Raw genomic sequence first — 2,957 nt, 5'->3', positions numbered from 1 at the left:
GGCAACAACTGGTGCCGCACCTGTCCGGTTTTTTGCAGCAGTACCCCCAGGTGCGTATCCAACTGGACGTCTCCGATGCCTTGAGCTCATTGGCCGCCGAGGGTTACGACCTGGCGGTGCGCCACGGCTTCCAGGTGCCCGAAACCCACGTGGCGTGGAAGCTGTGCGACACCACCTCAGTGCTGGTCGCCACCCATGATTACCTGCAACGCCACGGCAAACCCCGCGAGCCAGGCGAGCTGTCGGCCCACAACTGCCTGTTTTACCCACGCGGCACCGACCAGCCCGCCTGGACCTTCGAGCGCGGCAGCCACCCCATCGAGCGCCTCACCGTGCCCATCGCCGGCAGCTTCGCCACCAATAACAGCGAGGCCTTGCGCGACGCCGCACTCAACCACCTGGGCATCGCCCTGCTCCCGGACTTCAGCGCCCAGACGGCGCTGAACGCGGGCAAAGTGGTGCAGGTATTGAAGGACTGGACACTCAAAGGCGCGTTTGCCGATGAGATCTATCTGATACGGCCTTACTCGCCCCATGTGCCCAAGTCGGTGACGGTGTTGGTAGAGTATTTGAAGGAAAAGCTGTCAGGCGGGTTTCAATTTAATGGCTGCTGATGAAGGCTCTTGTAGGAGCGAGCTTGCTCGCGAAAAGCCCGAGAACCCGGGTTAAACCTGATAGCGTGCGTTATCGGTGGCGATCTTCGCGAGCAAGCTCGCTCCTACAGAGGACATTGACCCAATCCTGTTGAATTCTTGCCTGATCCTCTGAACTTGAGGGCAATCGGATAGATAGCCCTTGCGCGTTGGTCTAGAGTTCGACGATGGGCGACTTCTAGTCGCACCGCTCCTATAAGAACTCAGCACCACCAACCGATGATCAGCAGGTGAGCCCGCATGGAATTACGTATCAACCAAAAGGCCTATCAGGTCGATGCCGAAGCCGACACCCCGTTGTTGTGGGTGATCCGCGATAACTTGGGCATGACCGGCACCAAATACGGCTGCGGCCTGGCCCAGTGCGGCGCCTGTTCGGTGCTGGTGGACGGCAACGTGGTACGCGCCTGCGTGACGCCCGTGGCCGGCGTGGTCGGTCGTGAGATCACCACCATCGAGGCCGTGGAGGCCGATGACGTGGGCAAGCGTGTGGTGGCGGCCTGGGTCGAACATCAAGTGGCGCAATGCGGTTACTGCCAGTCCGGGCAGGTGATGGCGGCCACCGCGCTGCTCAAGCACACCCCCGCGCCAACCAAGGCGCAGATCGACGCGGCGATGGTCAACCTTTGCCGTTGCGGCACCTACAACGCCATCCATGCCGCCATGGACGCCTTGGCCGCCGGGAAGGAGACCGCCTGATGAACACCAACGAGATCATTCCCGGCGTTGCCCTGGGCGAACCGATCAACTTGTCCCGTCGCCGCTTCCTGGCCAGCACCGCTGTGGGCGCGCTGGTGATCGGCTTCGGCTTGCCGCTGGGCACCTCCCGCGTGCAAGCCGCGACCGGCGCTGCGGCTGAACGCGGTACTCAAGTGCCCGCCTTCCTGGAAATTCGCCCCGACGGCAGCGTGCGCCTGCTCAGCCCCTTCATGGAAGGCGGCCAAGGCACCCACACCGCCATGGCGCAGATCGTCGGTGAAGAGCTGGATGCCGACCCGGCCACGTTCATCGTCGAAGCGGCCCCGCCCGGCGAAGCCTACGTGGTGATGGAAAATGGCATGCGCATCACCGGCGGCAGCATGTCGGTGCGCATGAGCTACCCGACCATGCGCCGCCTCGGCGCCCTCGCCCGCGCGATGCTGATGCAAGCTGCCGCCGAGCAACTGCGCGTACCGCTCAGCGAGCTGACCACCCAACCCGGTCGCGTGGTGCACGCCGCTTCCGGTCGCTCCCTGGGCTACGGCGAACTGGCCGGGCGCGCCCTGGATATGCCGGTGCCCGACCCGGCCAGTATCACCCTGCGCGATCCAAGCCAGTTCCGCTGGATCGGCAAGCCGGTCAAGCGCCTGGATGCCTATGACAAATCCACCGGCAAGGCGCAGTACACCATCGACCTGAAAATCGACGGCATGCTCCACGCGGCGGTCCAACACGCGCCGCGCCTGGGCATGACCGTGGGCAGCCTGCGCAACCAGGCGCAGGTGCAGGCCATGAAAGGCGTGCATTCGGTTCACACCCTGCCCGGCGCCGTGGCGGTGGTAGCCGAACGTTGGTGGCATGCCAAGCGCGCCGTCGAAGCCATCCAGGTGGAATGGCTGGAAGCCGCCGCCGACTCCACCGTGCGGGCGATGCCGGCGGATTTTTCCAGCGACAAGTACCGCGACTTCCTTGCCGCCCAGCAAGGCCCGGCCCGCGATGAGGAAAACGAAGGCGATGTGCCCGGCGCACTGGCCAGCGCCAAGACCCGCGTCGAAGCCACCTACCACAACCAGTACCTCAACCATGCCCAGTTGGAGCCGCCTTCAGCCCTGGCACGCTTTAACCCCGACGGCACGCTGGAGGTGTGGCTGCCTAACCAGGCGCCGGATATGTTCCGTGCCGACATCGCCAAACGCACCGGCCTGAGCACTGAGCAAATCACCCTACACTCGCCGCTGCTGGGCGGTTTTTTCGGCCGGCATTTCCTGTATGACTCCGCCAACCCTTACCCGCAGGCCATCGCGCTGGCCAAGGCGGTGGGTCGGCCGATCAAGCTGATCTGGAGCCGTGAAGAAGAGTTCGTGCGCGATGTATTGCGCCCGGTCGCCGTGGTCAAGTTCCGCGCCGCGCTGGATGACAAAGGCCTGCCCGTAGCCATCGAAGCGGTCAGCGCCACCGAAGGCCCCACCGAAGCCATCGCCGGCAAACAGGGCGACGCGATCGACCCTACCGCCCTGGAAGGCTTGTCGGGCAAGAGCTACGCAATACCCAACAAACGCATCGCACAGATTTACGTCAAAGGCCCGGCCATGCTCGGTTATTGGC

3 protein-coding genes are annotated in these 2,957 nt (G+C 64.2%); all 3 read left to right on the top strand.

What is annotated here, in order from left to right:
- Positions 1–614 (top strand): substrate binding domain-containing protein (locus GIW04_RS29435; protein ID WP_236479508.1); only part of this gene is annotated, 614 nt, incomplete at its 5' end.
- Positions 615–893: 279 nt separating this feature from the next.
- On the top strand, positions 894–1,352 hold the full coding sequence (locus tag GIW04_RS29430; protein WP_014718046.1) for a (2Fe-2S)-binding protein: 459 nt from the start codon (positions 894–896) through the stop codon (positions 1,350–1,352).
- Positions 1,352–2,957: xanthine dehydrogenase family protein molybdopterin-binding subunit (locus GIW04_RS29425; protein WP_236479507.1), on the top strand; the 1,606-nt coding region annotated here is incomplete at its 3' end. The genes GIW04_RS29430 and GIW04_RS29425, both read left to right, overlap by 1 nt.

The sequence above is a fragment of the Pseudomonas sp. PA-4-8C genome (genome assembly GCF_021606625.1).
GTDB classification, from domain to species: Bacteria; Pseudomonadota; Gammaproteobacteria; order Pseudomonadales; family Pseudomonadaceae; genus Aquipseudomonas; species Aquipseudomonas lactis.
Note: the sequence above shows the minus strand (reverse complement) of the source record. Positions and strands in the feature narration are given on the sequence as shown.

Bases quoted from the DNA above. Each gene is read 5' to 3' on its own strand.
- GIW04_RS29430 (WP_014718046.1), top strand. From the start codon at position 894: ATGGAATTACGTATCAACCAAAAGGCCTATCAGGTCGATGCCGAAGCC.